Genomic DNA, 21,341 nt, shown 5'->3' with positions numbered 1-21,341 from the left:
TACCACTAAAATGGATTTCTATCACAAATTTTATCAATATTTTAATTGAATTAAATGAAAGAACTTTATTCTGGCATAGATTATTATGGTCTAGGAGAAATTATTAAAGAATATGCAAATTTTCCTAAGTTTTTACCCTTACCTGTAGGCATTCAACATGGATGGACTAGCCTAATTCATACTCATGATGTCCGTTATGATGCTGCGGAAAACTGGTTTTGGACACGAGATTTGGAGATAAAATATCAAATTAAATTTAAAGGCTTAAATACTCGTACCGTAGGATCACCATTTCTATATTTACTAAAGAATTTACGCTATGTTGAGCCAATTGAAAAACAAGGTTCTATTGTTTTTCCAGCCCATTCCTCTAAATTATGCAGGGTAGAGTATGATTATGAAGAATATGCTCTTATGCTAGACTCTCTTCCAGATGAGTATAAACCTATTACTGTATGTATGTATCACTTAGATATGGATCTAAAAAAAGAAACTCCATTTCTGAAAAGAGGATTTGAAATTGTTAATAATGGAAATAGTTTATACGACAACAATTTTCTGAAAAATTTTGTTGCAAACGCACATGGGAAGAAATATGCATTCTCAAATCAAGTTACATCAGCTTTGGTATTTGCTTCTGCAATGGGACTTACTTCTTTTTTTTATGAAACACAACTTGTAATTGCAGAAGAAGATCCAGAATGTAAAACATTGGAATTTCTAGGAAATTTAAGAGCTTGGGAAGATAACGCATCTCAGTACTTTCAATTTAACGATTGTAATTCTCAACAGCAAAAACAATTTGCATTTAGTGAGTTAGGACAAGATTTTCTTCTTTCCCCACGTGACATGAATATAATATTGTATAGATGTTTATTCAGTAAATATTATTTCTATAAATTAATCAGACGATTACTTAAAAACTTAGTAAATTTTTTTGTTCCTATAAACTCTTGATCAAATATAATCATAATTAATAGTTAGATATAAGTGATTTATAGTATGTTAAAAAAAATTCCAGATTATATTTTTACTCTTTGGTATAAGTTAAAGCTTAAATTAAATTTTTTTGAGGGTATTAAAGAAATTAGATCTGATTTGATTAAAATACGCGAATCTTTGGGAAGGATTGAGAGCAGGCAAAACTATAGAACACATTATAGTTTGCTTGATATTTTCCATCAAACTGATTTTCAATATAACGAATTTAGAGTCTTTTCTCAGTGGGGAGAAGATGGCATTATTCAATCATTAATTAATTCAATAGAGATTGAAAATAAAATATTTGTAGAATTTGGAGTGCAGAACTACACCGAATCTAATACTAGGTTTTTATTGATTAATAATAATTGGTCAGGGCTAGTTATAGATAACTCTCCAGATAATATTCATTATATCAAGCAAGATCAAATATATTGGAAGTATAACCTCAAAGCAGAATGTGCTTTTATTGATAAAGATAATATCAACAAATTGCTAATTGACTGTGGCATGATAGGTGATATTGGCTTGCTATCTGTCGATATTGATGGCAATGACTACTGGGTTTGGGAAGCAATTAACTGCATTACTCCAAGAATTGTGATATGTGAATACAACGGTTTATTTGGCAATTATAGAAAAGTAACAATTCCCTATGACAAATCATTTTCTAGAGACAAAGCTCATTTTTCCTGTCTTTATTATGGTGCTTCTATAGCTGCTTTAAGCCATTTAGCAGCATCCAAAGGTTATGTGCTGCTTGGCTCTAATAGTGCTGGGAATAATCTGTTCTTTCTCAGGAAAGACTTAGTTGGTGATCGTTCTATCTGTTCACCTGAAACAGCTTATAGAAAACCGCAATTTAGAGAATCGCGTGACATAAGTGGAAATTTATCCTATCTGGATTTTGATGCTCGATTAACACAAATTTCAGAAATGCCTTTGTATGATCTAGAACTGGGTGCATTAATCCAAGTGAAGGATTTATGAAAATAGTCTTAATTACAGGTGTTACAGGGTTTCTTGGTCGATATATTGCTCGCCAGTTTAGTCAAGCAGGATGGTTAGTAGCAGGTATTGGCACTCGTCCTCCCGAAAATGCACCTCGACAAGACTTATCGCATTATTACCAAATTATTCTGCCTTCACCAGATCTAGTCGCGATCGCCCAGCAATTACAACCAACTGTTTGCGTACATTGTGCGGGTAGAGCTTCGGTAGAGCTTTCGGTCAGCGATCCTGCTTCTGACTTTCAGGCTAGTGTGGCGATGACATTTCATCTTTTAGATACGCTGCGGCTATATGTACCTAAATGTCATCTTATTTATCTCTCTAGTGCGGCTGTATATGGCAACCCCAACTCCATTCCCATCTCTGAATCACAGGTCACTGCGCCCATATCTCCCTATGGATTTCATAAATTGATGGGAGAACAACTTTGTCTAGAGTTCTCTCGGGTTTATCAATTGCCAACCACGATCGCACGAATTTTTTCAGCCTATGGCGCAGGTTTACGACGACAAGTGGTTTGGGATATTTGCCAAAAAGTCTTGACCCAAAATAGGATTAAATTATATGGAACTGGGCAAGAAAGCCGTGATTTTATTCATGGTATCGATGTGGCTACGGCAATGCTAGTTTTAGCAGAAAATAGTATTGGTCAAGCAGATATTTTCAATCTTTCAACTGGTATGGAAACCAAAATTGAAGATTTAGTAAGATTAATTGTTGCGAAACTAAATCCTGAAATAGAGATTGAATTTGTGGGAAATCTACCATCAGGAGTTCCTTGTAATTGGCAAGCGAATATTACCAAAATTCAACAACTCGGTTTTGAGCCAAAAGTTGATTTAGAGAAGGGTTTAGATTCTTTTATGCAATGGTGTCGTGGAGAAATTATCGGATGGTAAATAAGTCACTGAATAAATCACAAGATAAATTACATATTTGCTTGAATATGGTGCATGATCCGACTTGGTTAGGTGGGGTTTTATATATTCAAAATTTGATTAAGGCGATCGCGCAATTACCATCTGAAGAAACTGAACATATCCGATTAAGCTTGGCTTTATTTAAAAGAAATGAAGGGTTAGCAGAGCCAGTCAGGGATTTGGTATCTCAAGTATACGCAGGTACTACTGCGGAATATATTTATTTAAAAGCTTGTAAACTATTAGCGGAATATGTCCCATTTGTGCCATTAAAGATACTCAATCCACGCTCCTGTGATTTTGTATATCCAGATTTATTAGGTGTAAGATCAGCTTATAAATGGGGCGCATGGGTCGCCGATCTGCAACATTGCCATTTACCACATTTATTCTCGCAAAAGCAACTAGATGCTCGTAATGCTGAGCTACAAAGGATAGCGGATAATGCACCTGTGATCGTTGTTAGTAGTGAGATGGCTGGTGCTGATTTTAGAGATCGCTATCCTCAATCACGAGATCGCACAATGGTGATGCATTTTGCTAGTTTTATTGATCCTCAATGGTATAAACCAGATCCCCAAATTACGCAAGCCAAATATCAACTACCAGATCGCTTTTTTTTAGTCAGTAATCAGTTTTGGAAGCATAAAGATTATGGTGTCATTATCGATGCTTTAGCAATTCTTAAACAAAGACATATTGATGCCACCATCGTATGTACTGGTACTTTATCTGATTATCGAAATCCTGATTATTTCAACCAATTATTAGCAAAAGTTGAAAGACTAGAACTTAAACAGCAATTTATTGTTTTAGGATCTATTCCTCGCAACGATCAAGTTCAATTGATGCGAAGATGTTTAGCTGTAATTCAACCTTCTTTGTTTGAAGGATGGAGTTCCGTAATCGAGGATGCTCGGAGTTTAGGTAAGCCAGTAATTGCCTCTGATTTTCCTGTGCATCTTGAGCAAAATCCCCCTAATTCCTATTTCTTTGAGCGAAGTAATCCTGAAGAACTTGCTGAATTAATCTCTCAAGCACTAACAACTTTAGAAGCAGGTGTAAATCCCCAATTAGAAGCTTTGGCGCGACAAGACAACCAAGAACGAGTCAGAGCATATGGAAGACGCTTTTTAGAAATTGTTCATCATGTAGTTTAGTTATGCAACCCATCTACATTATTATTCCTGTTCATAATCGCAAGGTGCTTACTTTAGCTTGTCTAGACAACTTAAAAGCTAATGGCGACTTGCAAAAATATCATGTGATTGTTGTCGATGATGGCTCTAGCGATCTCACTGCTACAGAAGTAAAAGAAAACTACCCTGAAGTCATTGTCTTACAAGGTGACGGGAATCTTTGGTGGACTGGGGCGATCGCATTAGGAATGGAATATGCTAATCAACAAGGAGCAACACATTTTATTTGGTTAAATGATGATTGTCTTACTGAGTTAAACACTCTAGAGCTATTAGTAGATTTCCTACAAGAACATCCTAATTCAATTGTGGGGGCTGCTTGCAATGAGGCAGAATCAGGACTATTAGTAGAAACTGGATTTAAGGGTAAAAGACGAGTAAAAGCATTAGAGCATGAAGTTGTCGAAGTGGATGGCTTGAGTGGTTATTGTGTTGCAATATCAGCATCAGTATTTAAGCAGATTAGCGCTCCTGATGCTAATAAATTTCGACAATATGCTGGTGATGGAATGTATACTTTAAAGGCGACTAGAGCAGGTTTTAAAGTATATATTTTAGGCAAAGCAAAGGTGACTTTAGTTGAAGAAAAAGACCCCATTCATAACTTTACTAACTACGTCCAGAAAGCAAAATATCGCACCTTCCAATCAATATTCTGGGATTATAAATCTCCCTATCATTTACCAACTCAATTTTATTACCATACTTATAAATATGGTGCTTTAATTGGCTTTCCAATGTTTATCACTAAGTTATTTTCTTGGTTAGGTCGCTTTTATGTTTAAGCCACTACATATTGTGATGCTTCATAATCGTTATCAATATGCGGGAGGTGAAGATGTCTCAACCGATGCGGATGTAGAACTATTACGCGAATATGGTCATCGGGTCACTTTGATCGAGACTCATAATGATCTGATTAAGGGCTATTCCCAGTTCGATAAACTCAAGCTTTTTGTAGAGACAGCTTGGAATTTTAAGGTCTATCACCAGATGCGATCGCAATTTCAAAAACTCAAGCCCGATCTCGTCCATGTCCAAAATTTCTTTCCATTATTCTCACCATCTGTCCATGCTGCTGCGCGATCGCTAAACATTCCGACCATACAACACCTGCATAATTTTCGTCTGGGCTGTCTGAATGGATATTTATTAAAAGATGGCAAAATTTGTGAAGCTTGTGTGGGGCGAAATCCTTGGCGCGGCGTTGGCTATGGCTGTTATCGAGATTCTCCTATTGCGTCTTTAGCAGTGTGGGCAATGATCTCATTCAATCGGTGGCGACGCACTTGGTGGCAAGATGTGGATGCATTTATTACACCCAGTCACTTTGCTGCGAAGAAACTCCAAGAAATAGGCGTTAGCGGAGATCGCCTGTATGTGAAACCCTATGTGATTAATCCTCCAAACAGTACAGGAGATTTCTCTTCTTCCTTGATTCATCCCAATTTTTTATTTGTTGGAAGATTATCTCCAGAAAAAGGAGTAATTACCCTTCTGAAAGCATGGGCTGAACTGAATAAAGCAGAATGGCAACTAAATATTGTTGGTGATGGTTCCGAGAAAGCAAATTTACAACGCTTTGTTGATGAAATGAGCTTAAGAAATGTACATTTTCTTGGATATTTACCACCATTGCAAATTACATCCGTCATGCAGTCTGCCACTGCGATTGTAGTTCCTTCACAATGGTATGAAACCTTTGGGCGGGTTGTAGTTGAAGCTTTTGTGTGCAGTAAACCTGTAATAGCCTCAGATTTAGGAGCTTTATCGGAATTAATCACCTCGGAATATAACGGATTTTTAGTTCCTAGCGATCGCATTAACGATTGGACAGAAAAATTATATTGGTGTGGCACAAATCCTGAAGCTATGCAAATTATGGGCAACAATGCCTATAAAACTTACAAAGAAAGCTATACCCGTTCTGCTAACTATCATCAATTGATGAAAATCTATGATTCTGTTTTATCCATAGCTACCAAATAATAGGCAGCGCTTCGCTCCATCTATTATTTTTTTACTTACTCATCAGCAATACCCAGCGATCGCATTTTCTCTTGTAACTCTTGTAACTTCGACTCAGCTAACTCCGCTCGATGTATTTGTTGCTCGGCTTTAATACGCTCTTGATTAGCTTTTTGAATTTCTCTTTGGGCTGTTTCTTGAGGTGTCGGTAATAATGCTCCCTCTAGAGAAAAATAGCGCAGTTGCCGCTCATGAATTCCTAAAAATGCACCGATTACCTCACTCCATAACCAGCCTTGAGCATTAGCAGTAATCGGTTTGTATTGATTAATATCTAACCGAAATCCAGCAAATTCTAAGGTGTCAGGTGAAAAATAAAAATATTCTGGCGTGTGAAATCTCTCAGCATACAAGTTACGCTTGATTGTGCGATCAACGTTGGCGGTTGAGTCAGATAGTAGCTCAATAATTAGATCAGGATAGCGTCCATCTTCTTCCCAAACTACCCAAGAATTACGCGGTTCTCTGAAAGATAGAAACGCCGCAAACACTTTGGGATTTTTGATAATGAGCTAAAATTATTGAGTTTGTGCAGACTCAATGCGTACATTTGTGCAGAAGGAAAAAACATGACTTTTACCTTAGATCCATCTAGCGATCGCGTCACACTTCCCGACCATACGCAACTTCCCGAATCTGATGGTACTTTTGAGAAAAATTTTCAAGAGCATCCGCAAAGTATCCTGCTCACAGATTCGATTGAGCCGATTTTGCAACAATGTCATCCCGATGGACAATATGCGATCGGGCAAGATTCGGGAATATATTGGCGGATGACAGCCCCCCCTGAGAAAGGTGCAGAGGCTCCTGATTGGTTTTATGTGCCGAATGTCCCACCGACATTAGATGGTCAGTCTCGCCGATCCTATGTGCTGTGGCAAGAATTTATTGCACCGCTGATCATTTTAGAATTTGTGTCTGGTACTGGCAAAGAAGAACGCGATCGCACACCTTGGACAGGTAAATTTTTTATTTATGAGCAGGTGATTCGTCCTGCTTTTTATGGCATTTATGAGGTGCAGAAATCCAGCATTGAATTATATCGCCATGTGACAAATCACTTTGAATTGGTTCCTGCAAATGAGAGAGGGCATTTTCCCATTGAGGAGCTAGGTGTGGAGATTGGCATTTGGCAAGGTGTTTACCAAAATTTGGAACTGCCTTGGCTGCGTTGGTGGGATGCTAACGGCAATTTGCTGTTAACAGGCTGGGAAACTTCTGAACAAGAAAAGTTAATCGCGCAACAGGAAAGGTTAATTGCCGAGCAAGAGCGTCAAAAAAATGAGATCTTGATTGCCCAACTGCGTGCGGCGGGGATTGAACCTCAGCTATAACTGCGATTCGATCGCGCTCAGCAACTTCTCTTGCGTCCAATTTTGGTACAAATGAGCAGCGATCGCCGCCGCACCAGCGCCAACACCTTCTTTAACAAAGCCTTGTTCATAGGCGCGTAGCTGTAGAAACTTAGATTTGGCAAAACTTAGCTGTGTAGCGAGCAATGGTACATCGCGCACCGCTAAAGCCAGCTCAACGGTGTGACCTGTGGGATCTTCAGCAACCCATCGGGTTGTGCCGATCGCGATCGCCTCAGGATTCCAGACTAAATGTTGCTCATTAGCGATCGCCCTTGCGAGAGCATAAACAGCTAACATTTGGGTTCCGCCCGCCAGCAATACACCTCCATGACGACTTGCAGCGATCGCCATTCCTGCCACTGCAATTTGCATGGGATCGCCTACTGCTGAAACGATTTCAAAGGGCGTGGCTGGTTGCTCCAGATGCTGCAATCCTGCTTGGACGATTCCCCATTTTTGAGCATGGTTACAGGTGGGATGAGAGCTATTGACTTTATCTTTTGCATCTATTCCTAACGCAGTCAGCACGGCAAGAGCTGTAGTCGTCCCACCAACTACACATTCACTCAAGATTACATAGGCTTCCGCTTGGGCTAACTTCTCTCCCCACACTAAGCCCTGTACAAATAATTGCAGCACTGTTTCAATGGGTAAAGCTTTCCCTGTACTCAGACACTTGGCTGGTGATCCACCGAGGGCGATCGCCTTGGTTTCAACTGTCGGTGCGATCGCTAAGCCTGCATCAAAAATAAAAAGCGGTAACTCTTGCGCGGCAACAACGGCGCGGGAAATTAAGACGGGGGAAGCGCCTGCAACAAGAGGCGGCAAAGGGAAGTTGATATTTAATCCCGTGGCAAGAAATTCGGCATCGGCGATCGCGGTATATTTGCGATCTTCAGGCGTTGCTCCCGCAGCAGAGATATTAGGAATTAGTCCTGTTTCCGTAAAGCCCAACACACAGGCAAATACTGGACGTTTACCACGATAGTTTTTGAGCCAAGCTTTCGCTTTTTTACGTTGTGTGTAGGTCGTGATCATTAAACTTATTTGCAAAAGTTATTGAAAGTAAATATTTCTGCGGTGCTTTCGTTAAGACAGTTAAAGATTATCTGAAGAAGTAGCCAAAAGGTCACATTTAGGTTCTTACAATGAACGTAACCCATACAGCAATCCTAAGTAAGTTGTTGAATTAAATGTAGGATGGGTTAGCGATAGCGTAACCCATAATTGATAACTAATTGATGCGTTACGTCGCAGTTCATCCTTGAACTGGCGCATCCTACAAGTAATTGAACCTTCCTACTTATTTGATTTGTGGAATATAGCGTTTATCAGTCTAGTGAAGTACGGGTTTGTTTCCCCGCCGAAGGCGGGGAAACAAACCTATGTACCTCGCTTGCTTGAAAAGCGCTATAAGAGCAGTGATGAATTGCCCTTAATTACTGATGTTACGTGGAACTTAGATGTTAGACCTCTTGCTGCTAGCGAAGCAGGGCAAGCACGGGGGCATTGCCCCTACCTCAAAATTTAGAGGTTACTGTAGGGGCTGTGCCCCCGTGCCAGCCCTAGACCTTTGCTATAACAGGAATTCCTTCCACGTAACATCAGTTAATTAATGGTTGCGAGATCACAAATTTGGGTAAGTGAAGATAATTGAATAAGGTGCATGAATGAAGATAGGCGTTATCAAGGAAATAGAATTTGGTGAACGTAGAGTAGCGCTAATTCCTGAAGTTGTTAGCCGCTTAACTAAAAGTGGATTGGAAGTCTTAATTGAAAGTCATGCGGGTGAGTTGTCCTTTTTTGCAGACTCCACTTATGTGGAAGCAGGAGCCAAAATTATCACTGACAAAAGCGCTCTGATTAATGAAGCAGAAATTTTGCTCAAGGTCGGTGCGCCCCGTGAAGAGGAAGTGAGTATGTTCAAGCAAGGACAGATTACCATCGGTTTTCTTAATCCCTTGGGGAGACCAGAACTAATTCGCCGTCTTGCCCATCAGGGTGTAACGGCGATGAGCATGGAGATGATCCCGCGCAGTAGTCGGGCGCAAAGTATGGATGCGCTCTCTTCACAAGCTTCGATCGCTGGTTACAAAGCCGTACTAATCGCAGCAGCAGCTTTGCCTAAGTATTTGCCGATGTTGACCACGGCCGCAGGCACGATCCCGCCAGCAAAAGTGGTGGTACTCGGTGCTGGTGTCGCAGGGCTTCAGGCGATCGCCACGGCGCGTCGTCTGGGCGCACAGGTGGAAGCCTATGATATCCGTCCTGCGGTACGCGAAGAAGTGCAGAGCCTTGGCGCGAAATTCATTAATGTCACTTTGGAAGAAGATACAACAGCCGCAGGTGGCTATGCAAAAGAGATTTCGGAAGCCGCCAAACAACATGCTCAAGTGATCCTCGCTAAGCATATTAAAGATGCAGACATTGTGATTACCACCGCCCAAGTGCCTGGGCGTAAAGCACCTGTGATGGTTACTGATGACATGATCGCCCAAATGAAACGTGGGTCAATCATTGTCGATATGGCAGGTGAACAAGGAGGTAATTGTGAAGGAACTATTGCTGGTAAAGATGTGCTTTGTCACGGGGCAACAATTATTTCGCCAATTAATTTACCGTCATCTATGCCAATCCATGCTTCGCAAAAATATGCCAAAAATCTACTCAATTTACTCAATCACCTGATCAAGAAGGGTGAACTAAACCTTGATTTTGACGATGATATTATCAGCAGCACCTGTATCACTCATGCTGGTGAGATTCGCAATCAGCGAGTTAAAGATGCACTTTCTCAATTAGCAGTCACCGTTTAAAGAACCAGATTTTTTGTGGCGCGGCGAAGCCACGCCACAAAAAATCCGTTCCTTAGTCCACATTCAATTGCATTGTCGGTACTTAGTGCCGACAGAAATTAACTATGAACGAATCATTAATTAGCGCTCTATTTGTCTTTGTACTGGCTTCATTTGCAGGGTTTGAAGTAATTAATAAAGTTCCCCCGACATTACACACACCACTAATGTCTGGCTCCAATGCCATTTCAGGAATATCGGTAATTGGGGCTTTGATTGTGGCGGGTAGCGATGTCAATCCCAATCTCTCAGTAATTCTGGGACTAATCTCGGTTGTCTGCGCCACAATTAACGTTGTTGGTGGCTTTCTCGTCACCGATCGCATGTTGCAAATGTTCAAAAAGAAAGAGGCGTAAAGCACCATGCTAGAAAATATCTTGGGCTATGTGCCGACAGGGATTCAGCTTACCTATTTGGTAGCAGCGACCCTCTTTATGATTGGTCTCAAACAGATGGGATCACCTGCTACGGCGCGTAAGGGGAATTTGCTCGGCGCGATCGCCATGTTATTAGCAGTTGTGGCAACATTGCTCGACAAGCAAGTATTGAGTTATGGATTGATTTTAGTGGCGATCGCAATTGGATCGGCGATCGGTTCTCTGATTGCTTACAAAGTCGCCATGACCGATATGCCCCAAATGGTGGGCTTACTCAATGGTTTAGGCGGTTTGGCTTCTTCGTTAGTTGCTGTGGGCGAATATTGGCGCGTGACTAGTCATGGTTTAACATTGCCCCTAGTCGATAATCTCTCAATTATTGCTAGCGTGCTGATTGGCAATATCACCTTTACGGGCAGCATGATCGCCTTTGCAAAATTGCAAGGGATCATGAAAGGCGCACCGATTCGCTTTGCCTATCAGCAAACCGTTAATATCCTGCTGTTAGTTACCTTTGCCGTTGGTGCAGCCATGCTAATTGCTAATCCTACTGATGTTGTGGGATTCATTGGCATTAATATCATTTCCCTTTTAGTGGGCGTATTATTCGTGATTCCCATTGGTGGCGGCGACATGCCTGTGGTGATCTCGCTGCTGAACTCCTTGTCAGGTGTTGCCGCTAGCGCCGCAGGTTTTGTGGTGATGAATAATGTATTGATTATTGCTGGAGCATTAGTTGGTGCTTCAGGCTTGATCCTCACCCAGATCATGTGTAAAGCCATGAACCGTACTCTTCCCAACGTCTTGTTTAGTGGCTTTGGTGAAGCCTTAGTTGTAGAAGGTGACGCAGGGGACAGTAGCAACAAAACTGTGAAAACTATAGATCCCGAAGAATGCGCGATGATGTTGGGCTATGCGCGATCGGTAGTAATCGTCCCTGGTTATGGTATGGCAGTCGCTCAAGCACAGCACGCTGTCCGTGAGTTATCGGACATGCTCGAACGCAAAGGTGTGGAAGTGAAGTTTGCCATTCACCCTGTCGCAGGTCGGATGCCTGGGCATATGAATGTATTGCTTGCTGAGGCAAATGTGCCTTATTCGCAACTCTATGACATGGACGATATCAATACCCAGTTTGAAAATACTGATGTGGTGTTGATTATCGGTGCGAATGATGTGGTCAACCCTGCGGCGCGAACTAATCAAGCTAGCCCGATTTATGGAATGCCGATTTTAGAAGTGGATAAAGCCAAAAATGCGATCGTGATTAAGCGCGGAATGAGTGCTGGTTTTGCAGGTGTCGAAAATGACTTGTTCTATCAACAAAAAACGATGATGTTATTTGGTGGTGCTAAAGACATGGTTGGCAAGCTTGCCAACGAGCTAAAACAAATTTAGCAAGCAAAAAAAAGAGACTCGTTTTTCGAGTCTCTTTTTTTTGCTTGCTAACCTTTTAGTCAGTAGCTACAATGCAACTATAGCTGTCGCCATTCTTGTTAGGACATAAAACCCAAATAGTGTGAGGCGGCGCTTCGCGCCGCCTCACACTATTTGGGTTTTTATTTGTCTTGATACAGGTGGCTATAGCTATACTATTGATTTTAAGGGTTATTTAACTATGGGCGCAGCTATTAGAACCCGCATCATTAAAATCGGTAACTCTCAAGGTATTCGTATTCCCAAGTTACTCCTTGAGCAAAGTGGTATTCATGCAGAAGTGGAAATTGAAGTGCAGGGCAGCCATCTGACTGTGCGCCCATTTCCACAATTACGCATGGGATGGAATCAAGCCTTTGCGACGATGGCAGAGCAAGGAGACGATATTTTACTAGATGATATTAGCCCAACTGATTGGGAGAGAGTTGATTGGGCGTGGGATTAAATGTCAAACGCTTTGATGTTTTTCTGGTTAATCTCGATCCCACTATTGGCAACGAAATTCAAAAAACACGCCCATGTGTTGTGATTTCCCCCGATGAGATGAATCGCTATATTTCGACGGTGATTATTGCGCCTATGACGACTAGAGGGCGCGTATATCCTACCCGCGTCATTTGTCAGTTTCAAGAAAAAGCAGGGCAAATAGTTATCGATCAAATTCGCACAGTTGATAAAACAAGATTAGTAAAGCGGCTTGGGCAAATCAGTCAGGATGAGCAAAAACTAGTTCTGGGAATTTTGGCAGAAATGTTTGCTGAATAGGAGATTACAGTCTGAATTATCGTTAAGGTTATGATTGATATTGTGGCTAATTTGTCCAAAGAAAAACTATGACTCAAACCTCCCCCCCGCCTTTACCAATTCAGGAAACACAACCTCAGCAAATATCCCTCCCTGAAATACCTACATCCAATTTTTGGGCATCGGATTTTCAGCAAGAAGTGACAGCTTTGACGACGAGACTGTTTATCCAATTGCGTCGCCGCCCGACAACCCTGATTGCAGGGGTGTTACAGCCTTTGATGTGGTTGCTCTTATTTGGTGCGTTATTTAGTGGTTTGCCTAAAGGTTTAGTTGGTGATGGTCAGACCTATGTACAGTTTTTAGCGGCGGGGATCATTGTCTTTACAGCCTTTAGCAGTGCGCTGAATTCGGGATTACCGATGCTGTTCGATCGCGAATTTGGTTTTCTCAATCGCATCTTGGTTGCGCCCTTAGTATCACGATTTTCGATTATTGTGGCTTCCGCGATTTTTATCATTGTGTTGAGTATGGTGCAAACCGTGGCGATCGTCGCAGTCAGTGGCTTGATGGGTGCGAGCTTACCCAGTCTGAGTGGTTTAGCCATAATGTCATTAATCTTGATGCTGCTAATCGTCGATTTCACGATGTTGAGCTTGGGACTTGCCTTTGCCATGCCAGGACATCAAGAGATGTTAGCTTTTATTTTCTTGGTGAATTTACCATTAATGTTTTCTAGCACAGCTCTTGCACCTCTTGCTTTTATGCCAACTTGGTTGCAATGGATCGCTAGCCTTAACCCTCTATCTTGGGCGATCGAGCCAATTCGTTATGTTTACAGCCACAGCACATGGGCATGGGATAGCGTGGTATTTACGGCTCCTTGGGGAAATATGACGATCGCTAATGCGGCGATCGCCCTACTCAGTTTTGGTGTATTTGTCGGTATTTTCATTCGAGGGACTTTACGGCGAGGCGTAGCATGATTGCGGAAATGGGTGAAGTTCCCGCTTTGCCTGAAGTCCAACCCTTTGCCGATAACTGGTCATATCTTAAAGCAGAATTAGCTTGGCTTGATCGAGTATTGATGCGATCGCTAGCTAAACAGCGTCAAACTAATCAAGAAGTTGATCGCGTAGCAAAATCAGCCGTTGATCGCTCCACTAGTCATTGGTGGAAGGGATTCATTGCGATTGATCCATCTAAGGGTGGCAGTCTCGCCCCCAAACAGTTACCTCAGGCTATACATCCTCTTGGGCGTTATGGCGATCGCCTTGCTGCGAGTCGTGAAAATAATATTCGTCTAGCAATTCCAACTTTATGCGATCGCCTAGAGCTAGGTCAATTCGAGCGAGATTTACTGATTCTCTGCCTTGCCCCTGAAATTAGCCGCCGTTATGAAAAACTCTACGCTTTTCTCAATAACGATGAAAGTAATTGTAAACAACCTACGGTTGATTTGGCTCTGCGTCTCTTTTGTCGCTCCGATGGGGAATGGCGCAAAGCTCGCAATACGATCTCGGCAACATCGCCATTGATCAAACGCAAAATTATTCAGCTTTATTTGCCTGAAAATAGCACAGCGCGATCGCTTCTTGCTAAAGCGATGCTACTTAGTGAGAAAGCAGCTACTTATCTGCTCAGTGAAGACTTGCCCATTGAATCAGTTATTCCTAAACCTAGAACCAGCAAAACAAAAAGAAAAGGATAGGCGGCGCAATGCGCCGCCTATCCTTTTCTTTTTGGAACTATCGAAAAAATTAATCAGCGATCGCCGTCAGGATATTTCTAAGAAATACGCAATAGCTCAACATCAAAAATCAATGTCGCATTAGGAGGAATCACCCCACCTGCTCCACGAGCGCCATAACCGAGATCAGGAGGAATAATCAAGGTGTAGCGATCGCCAACACGCATAATCGATAAACCTTCATCCCAGCCCTTGATCACTTGACCAACGCCAAGCTTGAACGAAAAAGGACTATTGCGATCGCGAGAGCTATCGAACTTAGTTCCATCTTCGAGCGTACCTATGTAATGAACGATGACAGTATCGCCCTTCTTAGGAGTTGCACCTGTACCAGCCGTGATCACTTTATATTTGAGACCAGTGCCAGTTTCTTTGATTTCAGAATCACTCATACTAATTAAAGGTGCTGCTGCTATTTTTACTTCTGTTTGATTTGGTACACCTGTTGATGGCGCACCAGTGCTAGCAACTGCTGGCTGTCCGCCTGTAATTTGGGCAACTACAATGACTAGTACAGCAACTGCCATAATGCCAAAGCTAATCAAAATTCCTTTCAAGGCTATATTCTCCAATCAATTACGTGATGACTTAGCTTTTGGAATCTTATACCAATTAATACCAAATCACAAAATGGCTACACTTGCGGGAATTGGTATAAGTAAAGTGCGGCTACACTTCATTTACGCAAAAAACAAAAAAAAGAGTTCGCTGAGCGAACTCTTTTTTTGTTTAACATGCCAGGAACGAGATTTGAACTCGTGACACGTGGATTTTCAGTCCACTGCTCTACCAACTGAGCTATCCCGGCGCTGTGCGTTTTTTTGCGCTTTACTAAGATAACACTGAATGGGATTTTCGATCAATAGAATTTTAAAAAATTTCCAGAAATTATAGCCATGTAAGTTTTGCTTAGGACATAAAATCCGAAAGATAAGTGGCGGCGCGAAGCGCCGCCACTTATCTTTCGGATTTTATGTCCTAGATATCTCTTGCGTCTCCATACAAGTAATCCAACGTGAGTTCGACAAAAGTGGAACGCTGAGATTGGGGCTTGGAGACCAAGCCCCTACATTTACACATATGTAGGGGCTTGGTCTCCAAGCCCTCTTTCTAACTTAACACCAGTTCGACAAAAGCGAAAAATGGTAAGAATCGCTAAACGATTCTTACCATTTTTCGCCATTTGCTGCGTGCGAAGCACGACGCAAATGGCAATATCGAACTCACGTCACGTTAATCCAAATTTCTGGACAATTAACCAAAAAAACTTTGTGAAAGTGTTGCAAATTAACACTTTCACAAAGTTTTTTGGTTTAGCTTGAGCGCAATACGCTGTAAAGGTTCACCTATAAACCTGTAACTAGCCAGAAAACTGATCGCAAACCATCTCGCAAAGCTTTAGTAGGATTCTCCGATTTGATGCTAGAAGGAATGGTCACAGGATGCATTTCAATACCACGACTGCCTAAAACGATTTTGCCAATAACGAGAGCGCGAGGCATATGAAAATCGGAAGTCAGCACATATACATCTGTAATTTTACGTTGCTGAAGCTCTGTCACCATAATCGTAAAATTAGTGACTGTATCAACAGCACGATAGTCTAAATGAATTCGCTCGCGCTCAACGCCTGCACGGTCAAACACATATTCAGCATATTCCTCTGGACTGCCTGACGAAACAAAAATTGGCAACCGTGGATGTTGTAAAGCAAACTGAGCAGCAAACTGTTCACGGGTGGGAGAGCCGCCCAAGACTAAGATCGCCTGTGGCTCTCTAGGCGAAGGACTGCTACTGATTGGTGGAAAGCATGGTACACCAAAAATCATACATCCAGAGCCAATTAACCCAGATAAAGCTGTCATAGTACTTCTGCTAGGGAATGGGTTAATCATCATTACTAATGCGTTGCGAATCAGCAAAATATTATCTGCATGATGGAACAATATGCAACAAGTTTTTGTTAACAGTCTCACTCTTTGGGTGAGACTGTTAATAGACTTAATAGACTATAAATCTATTTCGCGTCGCCCCTCGATCGCTTTGGCGAGTGTTACCTCATCTGCATATTCTAAATCACCACCCATCGGAATACCAAAGGCAATTCGCGTAACTTTTGTAAATGGTTTTAATAATCCGCCGACATATAGAGTGGTAGTCTCCCCTTCAACACTAGGTGCGATCGCCATAATTACCTCTAAGACTTTGTTGCCACTGACCCGCCTCACTAGGCTTTGGATATTTAGTTGATCAGGGCTAATGCCATCCATGGGCGAAATCAGACCACCAAGGACATGATATTTACCGCGATATTCACGAGTTTTTTCAAGGGCTATCAAATCGCGAGAGTCAGCAACTACACAGATTACAGAATTATCGCGACTAGGATGGGCGCAAATTTCACAAATTGGCTCTGCCGAAAGATGCCCACATATAGTGCAAAGCCCCACCTGTTGTTTTGCCTGAATTAATGCTTGAGCAAGGGCTTCAACCTCTTCAGTCGGACGTTTGAGAATATGCAGTGATAGGCGTTGAGCAGTTTTTGCCCCCACCCCAGGTAGGCGCTGCAATTGTTCAATCAGATTAGCTAGAGGTCGAGTATACAAAACAGCGAAGACATGAAGTAACGTTAACGATTTTAACGTTACTTCATGCCTTCATTAAAAAAAGTAAAGGAGGAGCAAAGCTTCTCCTTTACTTTTTTATTCAGAGACAAGGGGCTTAAGCCCCTTGTCTCACCTAGGGCTTTGCAATGCCCCTATTGGTTGGTTTTAGCGAAGCGATTTTGCAAATCGTAGGCTTCTCGTTCCATTAGATTATCTTCGTATTTTTGTTTGCCGCGCTTATATTCCACAAAATATTGATAGCCAAATTGATCTAACCCTCCATTTTGAAAACATTGGCGCACATGCACCATTTCGTGAGCTAAAACTGATAACTGCTTGATATCTTCGGGCTTGTAAGCATCGCGGAGATAAATGCGATCGCAATAGGTTTGGGCGATCGTCTCGACTTGACCTAAATGCACAGCCACATTACCAAATACCCAACGATCCATCATTTGCGAGTTGTAAATGACATGCACACGATCAATATAGTCGATGAAATATCTTCTTAGATAACGCTTTTGGACATTATCTAAAGCCTGTCCTTCGCCATTTTTAGAGCGCATGGTTTTTGCGGCTGCTTGATAGGCGATCGAGCCTGCTTGCCCCCAAGCTTCCTCAGCAAGGCTAGATTTTGTTTCTGAGTCAGCAAAAAAACTCGCGTCTGACATCCCTATGGTTGCGACTAAAGCGAGAGTCAGCAAAATTAAAAAAAATATTCTCCGAATGCTATTCATGATGCTTTACAGAGCTTTTAAGCGCAACTAGAGAGCCTTGCTTGTGATGAAACTTAGTTAAGCTAGTTGTTGTTTTGGTTTAATTCGTTAGCAACAATCACTACAGTAATGTTATCGCGACCACCGCGCAACTTGGCCGACTCAATTAGGGATTGAGCCGCTTGCTGACAGTTACGAATGCCCTTGAGATGATGGGTAATCCGATCATCGCTTAATTCTTCAGTCAAACCATCACTACAGATCAAGAAGCGATCGCCCGGTTGCCATTCGATTTCACGCGCCGTAATTGATTTAACATCTTCCCGCCCTAGGCATTGCAATAACATATGTCGCCAAGGATGGCTTTTAGCTTCTTCGGGGTTAACTACACCAGTTTGAATAGCCCTGGCAATCCATGTGTGATCATCGCTGATCTGTTCTAGTTTACTGCCGCGCAAACGATACAACCGCGAATCACCAATATGGCAGAACCACGGCTGTTCATCTCTAAATAGCAAAACCACAATCGTTGTTCCCATATCCGATCGCACAGGATTAGCCGCTTGATCATTAATGATTGCTTGGTTAGCTTTGTCGATCGCATCTTGCATGAGCTTCTGAGGAGTTGCCTCGACATCCCACAGTGCTTCTAAACATGAACGAATGGAATCGACGGCAATCTGACTTGCCACCTCGCCACCTGCATGTCCTCCCATCCCATCAGCAACTACAAAAAATCGTCCCTCAGGGTCGATATAGTAAGAATCTTGGTTGGCTGATCTGACGCAGCCAGTATCGGTTGCTCCCGCAAATAGACGCTTCATGTTAGGTGGTTCAGCTCGACGTATTAAATTGACCAGTTCTGCTATAGCAATCTTTAGTTTAACGCTCACGGGCAAAAACTATAGCAATCCTAATCTTTTGTTTTTCTTCAATTTAGGCTTATAGCAATGTAAGTTTTGCTTTGGACATCAAAACCAGAAGATGAGTGGCGGCGCTTCGCGCCGCCACTCATCTTCTGGTTTTTGATTTGTCTTAGCTATTTCTTGCGTTGCTCTTGTTAGAACACAAAACCCAAGAAGCGATTTGCGGCGCTTCGCGCCGCAAATCGCTTCTTGGGTTTTGGTTTGTCCTCATGCAAGTGACTCCCTAGGCAAAAAGCCAAACCCGTAAAGTTACGCCCCTGAGGGGCGCAACTTTACGGGTTTGGTAATTTATTTTGCACAGGTACTTATCGTTCAGGACGATCAATTTTTGATAGCAATCGTAATAGACTTAATATAAAAAGCCCTGCGACGATCGCCGCAATTATGGCTGGGATCTGCAAGCTGTTAATAAATAAAAGCGTGGCGCACAATAAGCAAGTTGCTCCCAACAAAGCATAAATCGCTCCGATCCCGACATTACTGAGGCGGCGTAATAGGCGATCGGTTTCTTGAGATTTGACCCTGACCCGAATATCACCGCGATCGAGTTTGGCAAGAGTGTCATCAATGCGACGGGGCAAGGCGATCGCCGTATTACTGACCTGTGCAGCCTGTCTACCCAGTTCACCTAGAAAGGCTGTGGATAAATTTCCTGATTCTTTAGCACTACCATTTTCCATAAGGTTTGTTGCGTAGGGTTTAGCGACTTCCATAAAGTTAAAACTGGGATCGAGTCCTTTACCTAGTCCTTCAAGTGTAGAGATTGCTCTCAGGACAAAGGTAAATGTAGCGGGGAATCGAAAGGGTTGGTCATAGGCAATATCGTACAAATCATCACTGATTGCGGCAACCGATTGTTTTTCCATCGACTGTCCCATGAAGTTATCGAGCATATATTGCACCGATCGCCTAATTGGACCAGTATCACCAGTAACTTCCAACGCGCCTAGTTCGATTAACGAGTTAATCACCGCCTCCGCATCTTTTTGGGCAATCCCAAAGAACGTTCTTAATAACTTATCGCGGGTGATCGATTGGATCTGTCCCATCATTCCAAAATCATAGAAAATCAATTCGCCTTTACCCGTCACTGCGAGATTGCCAGGGTGGGGATCGGCGTGAAAAAATCCATGATTGAGTAATTGTTCTAAATATGCCTCGGCTCCAATTCGGGCGATCGCTTTACGATCTATTCCAGCCGCTTCTAGAGCTTCATAATTACTAACTTTGATCCCTGGCATATATTCCAGAGCCAGCACTCGTCGAGACGCATAGCGCCAATACACACGCGGAACCATAATGCGGCGATCGCTCCGAAAATTACGCCGAAAAGTATCCGCATTCTTACCTTCGTTTAAATAATCCGCTTCTTCATAAAGGATCTTGCTACATTCTTCATAAATACCAACCCAGTCGCGCCCCCGTCCATGTTTAGGATGATTTTGAAAGTATTGAGCAATGCGCTTGAGAATCCCTAAATCGATCGCAAATAATTTTAATAATCCTGGCCGTTGAACTTTGACAACGATTTCTTCGCCTGTATGCAATTGAGCTTTATGCACTTGTCCCAGACTAGCTGCTGCAAGGGGAACTGGATCAAAGTACCCAAACATAGTCTCGATCGGTTTACCTAAATCCCCCTCAATGATTTGCCTAGCTTTTTCGGCTGTAAAAGCTGGAACTTTATCTTGCAACTTTGATAGCTCCTCAACGGACTCAGTTGGCAAAATATCAGCACGAGTCGAAAGCAATTGCCCAACCTTAATAAATGTGGGGCCCAATTGCAGCATGGACTCCCTTAGCCAGATAGCTCTCTTGCGAGTACGTTTTTTAACCTTGGCTTCAGTCTTTCCTCCAACATAGCTCCATTTTTTGCCATCAATCCAAACCATCCACGAAAATGTTAGGACTGTACGCCAAATGTCGATGGTGCGGGCGAGTTCAGAGTAGTTGTCACGACTCCAGCGATAATTGGGTTCAGAGGATAAGGCTGGCACGGTTCACTGACTAAAGGTAGGGCTATCAAAAATCTGTAACAAACCTTTACATCTTAACCCAAATCTTTAAATTTTTAATGCTGTCGCTTCGGTCGTAGCAATTCTCATTTTTTTTAACAGCCCGCCGTTGGCGGGCTGTCAAAAAAACGATTTTTATAATGAGAATTGCTGCTTCAGTCGCTTGAAATTAACCCGAACCGAGATGCTGCTAGTTAATTTCAAACTAGCACCTAGGGAGAGTTAGCGCTGCGAACCCTCCCTAGGTGCCAAAACAGTAAAAGCCTTGCGAAGCAAGGCTTTTACTGTTTTAGCTTTTAAAATTTTGTAGCTTATCCAAAACTCACGTTGCTTAGGACATAACCCCAAAAGATGAGTGGCGGTGCGAAGCGCCGCCACTCATCTTTTGGGGTTATGTCCTAGCTATCTTTTTCGTCGCTAT

The 21,341-nt window shown here is 42.3% G+C and carries 22 protein-coding genes, 1 tRNA gene and 1 pseudogene; 15 read left to right on the top strand and 9 right to left on the bottom strand.

The features are described from left to right. Positions 1 to 54 precede the first annotated feature (54 nt). Genes VB775_RS12810 through VB775_RS12785 form a run of 6 tightly spaced genes read left to right on the top strand, consistent with a single transcriptional unit; the run spans position 55 to position 6,100 of the window. Entirely contained in the window at positions 55 to 957 is a 903-nt protein-coding gene (locus VB775_RS12810; protein WP_281005843.1) for a hypothetical protein, read from the top strand. Between the two features lie 45 nt (positions 958 to 1,002). Beyond that, positions 1,003 to 1,971 (top strand): hypothetical protein, encoded by a 969-nt coding sequence (locus VB775_RS12805; RefSeq protein ID WP_281005844.1) that lies wholly within the window; start codon positions 1,003 to 1,005, stop codon positions 1,969 to 1,971. Then, positions 1,968 to 2,891, top strand: a complete 924-nt coding sequence (locus tag VB775_RS12800) for an NAD-dependent epimerase/dehydratase family protein (RefSeq protein WP_281005846.1) — start codon at positions 1,968 to 1,970, stop codon at positions 2,889 to 2,891. The genes VB775_RS12805 and VB775_RS12800 overlap by 4 nt, the downstream gene beginning before the upstream one ends. Continuing rightward, positions 2,885 to 4,072 carry a glycosyltransferase family 4 protein gene (locus VB775_RS12795; protein ID WP_281005847.1) on the top strand — a complete coding sequence of 396 codons (1,188 nt, stop codon included), beginning with the start codon at positions 2,885 to 2,887 and terminating at the stop codon, positions 4,070 to 4,072. The genes VB775_RS12800 and VB775_RS12795 overlap by 7 nt, the downstream gene beginning before the upstream one ends. A gap of 2 nt (positions 4,073 to 4,074) precedes the next feature. Further along, positions 4,075 to 4,896, top strand: a complete 822-nt coding sequence (locus VB775_RS12790; protein WP_281005848.1) for a glycosyltransferase family 2 protein — start codon at positions 4,075 to 4,077, stop codon at positions 4,894 to 4,896. Beyond that, positions 4,889 to 6,100 carry a glycosyltransferase family 4 protein gene (locus VB775_RS12785; protein ID WP_281005849.1) on the top strand — a complete coding sequence of 404 codons (1,212 nt, stop codon included), beginning with the start codon at positions 4,889 to 4,891 and terminating at the stop codon, positions 6,098 to 6,100. The genes VB775_RS12790 and VB775_RS12785 overlap by 8 nt, the downstream gene beginning before the upstream one ends. A 35-nt stretch (positions 6,101 to 6,135) precedes the next feature. Here the strand turns inward: VB775_RS12785 and VB775_RS12780 are convergent. After that, a pseudogene (locus tag VB775_RS12780) lies at positions 6,136 to 6,642 on the bottom strand (Uma2 family endonuclease); the annotation flags it as partial. Between the two features lie 66 nt (positions 6,643 to 6,708). On the opposite strand from VB775_RS12780, the gene VB775_RS12775 reads away from it, so the two are divergent. After that, positions 6,709 to 7,473, top strand: coding sequence for a Uma2 family endonuclease (locus VB775_RS12775; RefSeq protein ID WP_281005851.1), 765 nt, complete (start codon positions 6,709 to 6,711; stop codon positions 7,471 to 7,473). Here VB775_RS12775 and cobT read toward each other — a convergent pair. Then, positions 7,468 to 8,532, bottom strand: coding sequence for a nicotinate mononucleotide-dependent phosphoribosyltransferase CobT (gene cobT, locus VB775_RS12770; protein ID WP_281005852.1), 1,065 nt, complete (start codon positions 8,530 to 8,532; stop codon positions 7,468 to 7,470). The two genes, VB775_RS12775 and cobT, sit on opposite strands and share 6 nt — an antisense overlap. Positions 8,533 to 8,758: 226 nt before the next feature. Here cobT and VB775_RS12765 point away from each other — a divergent pair, with 226 nt between their 5' ends. From VB775_RS12765 to VB775_RS12730, 8 genes are all read left to right on the top strand, one after another. Next, positions 8,759 to 9,025 (top strand): hypothetical protein, encoded by a 267-nt coding sequence (locus VB775_RS12765; RefSeq protein ID WP_281005853.1) that lies wholly within the window; start codon positions 8,759 to 8,761, stop codon positions 9,023 to 9,025. A gap of 139 nt (positions 9,026 to 9,164) precedes the next feature. Next, complete coding sequence (locus VB775_RS12760) at positions 9,165 to 10,310, top strand: Re/Si-specific NAD(P)(+) transhydrogenase subunit alpha (RefSeq protein WP_281005854.1); 1,146 nt, start codon at positions 9,165 to 9,167, stop codon at positions 10,308 to 10,310. A 104-nt stretch (positions 10,311 to 10,414) separates the two neighbouring features. Further along, positions 10,415 to 10,705, top strand: a complete 291-nt coding sequence (locus VB775_RS12755; RefSeq protein WP_094533598.1) for an NAD(P) transhydrogenase subunit alpha — start codon at positions 10,415 to 10,417, stop codon at positions 10,703 to 10,705. Between the two features lie 18 nt (positions 10,706 to 10,723). Further along, on the top strand, positions 10,724 to 12,124 hold the full coding sequence (locus VB775_RS12750; RefSeq protein WP_407072992.1) for an NAD(P)(+) transhydrogenase (Re/Si-specific) subunit beta: 1,401 nt from the start codon (positions 10,724 to 10,726) through the stop codon (positions 12,122 to 12,124). 220 nt (positions 12,125 to 12,344) lie between these two features. Further along, the gene (locus VB775_RS12745) at positions 12,345 to 12,608 is read left to right on the top strand and encodes an AbrB/MazE/SpoVT family DNA-binding domain-containing protein (protein WP_281005856.1); all 264 of its coding nucleotides are present in this window, start codon (positions 12,345 to 12,347) and stop codon (positions 12,606 to 12,608) included. Beyond that, positions 12,599 to 12,928 (top strand): type II toxin-antitoxin system PemK/MazF family toxin, encoded by a 330-nt coding sequence (locus tag VB775_RS12740; RefSeq protein ID WP_281009416.1) that lies wholly within the window; start codon positions 12,599 to 12,601, stop codon positions 12,926 to 12,928. Before VB775_RS12745 ends, VB775_RS12740 begins: the two co-directional genes overlap by 10 nt. 68 nt (positions 12,929 to 12,996) lie before the next feature. Continuing rightward, a complete protein-coding gene (locus VB775_RS12735) occupies positions 12,997 to 13,893 on the top strand; it encodes an ABC transporter permease (protein ID WP_281005857.1) in 897 nt (298 codons plus the stop codon). After that, positions 13,890 to 14,618, top strand: a complete 729-nt coding sequence (locus VB775_RS12730) for a hypothetical protein (protein WP_281005858.1) — start codon at positions 13,890 to 13,892, stop codon at positions 14,616 to 14,618. Before VB775_RS12735 ends, VB775_RS12730 begins: the two co-directional genes overlap by 4 nt. Before the next feature lie 77 nt (positions 14,619 to 14,695). On the opposite strand, the gene VB775_RS12725 is transcribed toward VB775_RS12730, so the two are convergent. The 7 genes from VB775_RS12725 to VB775_RS12695 form a co-directional block, all read right to left on the bottom strand. After that, complete coding sequence (locus VB775_RS12725; RefSeq protein WP_281005859.1) at positions 14,696 to 15,214, bottom strand: FKBP-type peptidyl-prolyl cis-trans isomerase; 519 nt, start codon at positions 15,212 to 15,214, stop codon at positions 14,696 to 14,698. Positions 15,215 to 15,392: 178 nt separating this feature from the next. After that, positions 15,393 to 15,465 (bottom strand) — tRNA-Phe (locus tag VB775_RS12720). 538 nt (positions 15,466 to 16,003) lie between these two features. Continuing rightward, entirely contained in the window at positions 16,004 to 16,522 is a 519-nt protein-coding gene (locus VB775_RS12715) for a YdcF family protein (RefSeq protein ID WP_281005860.1), read from the bottom strand. A gap of 144 nt (positions 16,523 to 16,666) precedes the next feature. After that, the gene (gene recR, locus VB775_RS12710) at positions 16,667 to 17,263 is read right to left on the bottom strand and encodes a recombination mediator RecR (protein ID WP_281005861.1); all 597 of its coding nucleotides are present in this window, start codon (positions 17,261 to 17,263) and stop codon (positions 16,667 to 16,669) included. 152 nt (positions 17,264 to 17,415) lie between these two features. After that, complete coding sequence (locus tag VB775_RS12705) at positions 17,416 to 18,000, bottom strand: eCIS core domain-containing protein (RefSeq protein ID WP_281005862.1); 585 nt, start codon at positions 17,998 to 18,000, stop codon at positions 17,416 to 17,418. A gap of 62 nt (positions 18,001 to 18,062) precedes the next feature. Next, positions 18,063 to 18,803, bottom strand: coding sequence for a Stp1/IreP family PP2C-type Ser/Thr phosphatase (locus tag VB775_RS12700; RefSeq protein WP_281009417.1), 741 nt, complete (start codon positions 18,801 to 18,803; stop codon positions 18,063 to 18,065). 407 nt (positions 18,804 to 19,210) lie between these two features. Beyond that, positions 19,211 to 20,902, bottom strand: coding sequence for an ABC1 kinase family protein (locus tag VB775_RS12695; RefSeq protein ID WP_281005863.1), 1,692 nt, complete (start codon positions 20,900 to 20,902; stop codon positions 19,211 to 19,213). Positions 20,903 to 21,341: the final 439 nt, after the last annotated feature.

The organism is Pseudanabaena sp. CCNP1317 (assembly GCF_034931345.1).
GTDB classification, from domain to species: domain Bacteria; phylum Cyanobacteriota; class Cyanobacteriia; order Pseudanabaenales; family Pseudanabaenaceae; genus Pseudanabaena; species Pseudanabaena galeata.
Note: the sequence above shows the minus strand (reverse complement) of the source record. Positions and strands in the feature narration are given on the sequence as shown.

What these genes read in the sequence shown, in the direction of transcription:
- VB775_RS12795 (WP_281005847.1), top strand. Translation starts at nt 2,885, where the DNA reads ATGGTAAATAAGTCACTGAATAAATCACAAGATAAATTACATATTTGC.
- VB775_RS12800 (WP_281005846.1), top strand. Translation starts at nt 1,968, where the DNA reads ATGAAAATAGTCTTAATTACAGGTGTTACAGGGTTTCTTGGTCGATAT.
- VB775_RS12755 (WP_094533598.1), top strand. Translation starts at nt 10,415, where the DNA reads ATGAACGAATCATTAATTAGCGCTCTATTTGTCTTTGTACTGGCTTCA.
- VB775_RS12760 (WP_281005854.1), top strand. Translation starts at nt 9,165, where the DNA reads ATGAAGATAGGCGTTATCAAGGAAATAGAATTTGGTGAACGTAGAGTA.
- VB775_RS12730 (WP_281005858.1), top strand. Translation starts at nt 13,890, where the DNA reads ATGATTGCGGAAATGGGTGAAGTTCCCGCTTTGCCTGAAGTCCAACCC.
- VB775_RS12805 (WP_281005844.1), top strand. Translation starts at nt 1,003, where the DNA reads ATGTTAAAAAAAATTCCAGATTATATTTTTACTCTTTGGTATAAGTTA.
- VB775_RS12715 (WP_281005860.1), bottom strand. Translation starts at nt 16,522, where the DNA reads ATGACAGCTTTATCTGGGTTAATTGGCTCTGGATGTATGATTTTTGGT.
- VB775_RS12735 (WP_281005857.1), top strand. Translation starts at nt 12,997, where the DNA reads ATGACTCAAACCTCCCCCCCGCCTTTACCAATTCAGGAAACACAACCT.
- VB775_RS12705 (WP_281005862.1), bottom strand. Translation starts at nt 18,000, where the DNA reads ATGAATAGCATTCGGAGAATATTTTTTTTAATTTTGCTGACTCTCGCT.
- cobT (WP_281005852.1), bottom strand. Translation starts at nt 8,532, where the DNA reads ATGATCACGACCTACACACAACGTAAAAAAGCGAAAGCTTGGCTCAAA.
- VB775_RS12745 (WP_281005856.1), top strand. Translation starts at nt 12,345, where the DNA reads ATGGGCGCAGCTATTAGAACCCGCATCATTAAAATCGGTAACTCTCAA.
- VB775_RS12790 (WP_281005848.1), top strand. Translation starts at nt 4,075, where the DNA reads ATGCAACCCATCTACATTATTATTCCTGTTCATAATCGCAAGGTGCTT.
- VB775_RS12810 (WP_281005843.1), top strand. Translation starts at nt 55, where the DNA reads ATGAAAGAACTTTATTCTGGCATAGATTATTATGGTCTAGGAGAAATT.
- VB775_RS12785 (WP_281005849.1), top strand. Translation starts at nt 4,889, where the DNA reads ATGTTTAAGCCACTACATATTGTGATGCTTCATAATCGTTATCAATAT.
- VB775_RS12700 (WP_281009417.1), bottom strand. Translation starts at nt 18,803, where the DNA reads ATGAAGCGTCTATTTGCGGGAGCAACCGATACTGGCTGCGTCAGATCA.
- VB775_RS12775 (WP_281005851.1), top strand. Translation starts at nt 6,709, where the DNA reads ATGACTTTTACCTTAGATCCATCTAGCGATCGCGTCACACTTCCCGAC.